The organism is Cohnella thermotolerans DSM 17683, assembly GCF_000429825.1.
GTDB lineage: Bacteria > Bacillota > Bacilli > Paenibacillales > Paenibacillaceae > Cohnella > Cohnella thermotolerans.
Window position 1 is genome coordinate 1 of sequence record NZ_AUCP01000125.1, and the last position, 2,606, is coordinate 2,606.

The 2,606-nt window shown below is 41.8% G+C and carries 3 protein-coding genes; 1 reads left to right on the forward strand and 2 read right to left on the reverse strand.

Translation table 11 applies throughout. The features are described from left to right. Positions 1-669 precede the first annotated feature (669 nt). On the reverse strand, positions 670-1,248 hold the full coding sequence (locus G485_RS0117260) for a TetR/AcrR family transcriptional regulator (protein ID WP_027093535.1): 579 nt from the start codon (positions 1,246-1,248) through the stop codon (positions 670-672). Positions 1,249-1,408: 160 nt separating this feature from the next. Here G485_RS0117260 and G485_RS0117265 point away from each other — a divergent pair, with 160 nt between their 5' ends. Beyond that, positions 1,409-2,299 carry a 2-dehydropantoate 2-reductase N-terminal domain-containing protein gene (locus G485_RS0117265; RefSeq protein WP_027093536.1) on the forward strand — a complete coding sequence of 297 codons (891 nt, stop codon included), beginning with the start codon at positions 1,409-1,411 and terminating at the stop codon, positions 2,297-2,299. Positions 2,300-2,403: 104 nt separating this feature from the next. Here G485_RS0117265 and G485_RS30675 read toward each other — a convergent pair. Beyond that, on the reverse strand, positions 2,404-2,606 hold a 203-nt coding region (locus G485_RS30675; protein WP_205620164.1), incomplete at its 5' end, for a hypothetical protein.

The following is a 2,606-nucleotide window of genomic DNA, read 5'->3' on the forward strand; positions in this document are numbered from 1 at the left end:
GGCGTGAAAGCCGGCCAAAATCTGTCTCGAAAGTAACCCGAATCATGTAGCCCATTCTAGCTGAGGGATTTTACACATAAATTTGGACTTGATCGACTTGAAAAGCTTACATCATGTATCGAAACAAAGCGGAATGTTTGACAATGTGTCATTTTTTTATTGAAAAAAGCAGTGTGACGAGGGGGTTGGTAATTAATTCGTAATTTTATGTTATATTTTATTACATAATAGTCGTTCGCTCGACAGGAATCGGCGAAAACTCGATCCCTATTTCGCCATAAAAAATGCACCCCCTATAGTTCATCGGTTCACACCGGGGGTGCTTTTCCAATGTCCACTATAAGGGGTGCACTTCACACCTGAAGGATGTAAGGTTATGTATGGTGCGGTCGAGAGGACTCGAACCTCCACGGCTGTTACACCACTAGAACCTGAAATTGGTGTACCGGTTTGGAGGTGAAAGAGAAAAGCGCACCTCCCTCAATCCGTTATGGGACAAGGGGTTTCGTTTTTTCCAAAACTGTTCCAGCAAAAAAAACAGCTGCTTTTCCGACGATTTTTGGCGTTGCATAATAAATCCCCTCCACTGGTTCTGAATCTAGCTTACAACGTTAAGTGGGCTAGACTCAAATCCAATTTCGGGGCTAAAAGGGCGCCAGGGCGATCCGTTTATTCATCGGAATTGCTATACAGCCCAAGACCATTCATTACATAGGGACGAACCATTTCTAGGAGTAAATCGGTTCGATTATTTTCCCCAACCGTTAACCAATAATGCGCAGCGCTATAGATCGCTGAGCCTGTCATAGCCGAAATAACTTTTTTATGGTGGCGGTCCGTATAGTGCCCTTTCGAAAAAATGCTTTCAATGATTTGCTGCAGCATCTTCTTTACCTTTTCATTCACAAGCGTAGCAATCGATTTGGAATCCATTTTGCATACCTGATAAAAATCCAAGATGTAGCGATGTGTCAGCAAGATCAACTGGTCACATATTTCAATTGTAAACTCCCGCGCATTCATCACTTGCTCGGGAATCATCTCACGAAACACCTGTTCTGTGATTTCTTCAAGCAAAGCATATTTATCTTCATAATGGGCATAAAAGGTGGCGCGGTTAATGGTAGCTTTCTGTGCGATATCCTTTACGGATATTGCATCAAATTCTTTACTTCGCAACAAATCTCTAAATGCTTCTCTTATTAACTGTCGCGTGCGCATAACCCTTGGATCTTGCTGATTTGCCATATGCATTTCCCCTTCTAAAACATCAAATATCACAATGTGTTGTCTATGCAACTTTCCACTGAATCTGCCTGTTGAATTCATGATAATACAGTAATATTATTTTACCAAACATATGTTGCTTAAACAATCTGTGACGAATTTTCCGAAAGGAAGGAACGTAATGAACACAAACAAGAGACTTTTGATATTTGGTGCTGGTGTGATTGGTAGTGTATACGCCCTCCGATTTGCACAGTACGGATTGGACGTAACCATGCTAGCGCGAGGAAAGAGACTGGATGTACTGAAAAAGAACGGATTGCTTTACAATGAAGATGGAATCATAAAGCAAATACCGATCAAGACGATAGAAAAACTTGATAACGACGACATTTATGATTTTATTTTTGTTCCAGTACGATATGATCAGGCCGAATCCGCCCTAACTGTGATCAAGAATAATCAGAGCAAATCCATTGTCACCTTGACTAACACCATTGGATATGAAAGTTGGCTTGAAATCGTGGGGGACCGTTTACTCCCGGGATTCCCGGGTGCGGGTGGAGACATCAAAGGGGACGTTCTATATGCCCAATTCGGTACCAAACAGCATCAAGGAACTATTTTTGGCGAAATAAATGGATTGATTACCGAAAGAGTGAAAGTACTCGCCCAAATATTTGATTCGGTGAATTTGCATTATGAAATCCAAAAAGACATTCAGGCATTCCATATTTCACATACTGCATTAGCTATCGTCAACAAGCATTTCTATACGAATGACGGAATGATGGATTTAGAGTCAGCAAGGAGTGTGAGTACTCTAAGCAAGATCGCCGCAGAGATTAAGCAAAATATTCACCTGGTAGAGCAAGCCGGAATTCCGGTAATCCCACCCGAAACGAAGGCAATGGGAGAATTGCCTGTCAACGAGATTATCTCCCGTTACCGCCAGATGCTGAATAATGATTTTATAATTGATGTAAAGCTCGGGAACCATGCCGTCAGCCAAAGAGCAGAAATTATGTTATTAGATGAAATGTTTCATAAAAAGATATCTATCCGGCGTTGACACTACAAATCTGTTTATCTTGGAATTAGTCCCCCGCCGGTGAGGGTATTAATGGAAGAGTTGGGATAGGTTAAACGCAATAGTAACAGCGGCGGTCTAAGACTTTATTTTTCAAGTCCTAGTCCACCGCTGTTTCGTTTAGGGGTTGGCCTAATACCTTTACTTTTAGTTAGAGAGCTAAAGATATCTCTTCTCTGAAAATCCGTAAAGTTGAAGCTGGTTTTGATGATGCTACTGCGGTACTGAGCTTGCCTGAAAAGTACCGTAAACGCCTTCGCACCACGAACAGCGTGGAACGCTTGAACGA

What these genes read in the sequence shown, in the direction of transcription:
- G485_RS0117260 (WP_027093535.1), bottom strand. Translation starts at nt 1,248, where the DNA reads ATGGCAAATCAGCAAGATCCAAGGGTTATGCGCACGCGACAGTTAATA.
- G485_RS0117265 (WP_027093536.1), top strand. Translation starts at nt 1,409, where the DNA reads ATGAACACAAACAAGAGACTTTTGATATTTGGTGCTGGTGTGATTGGT.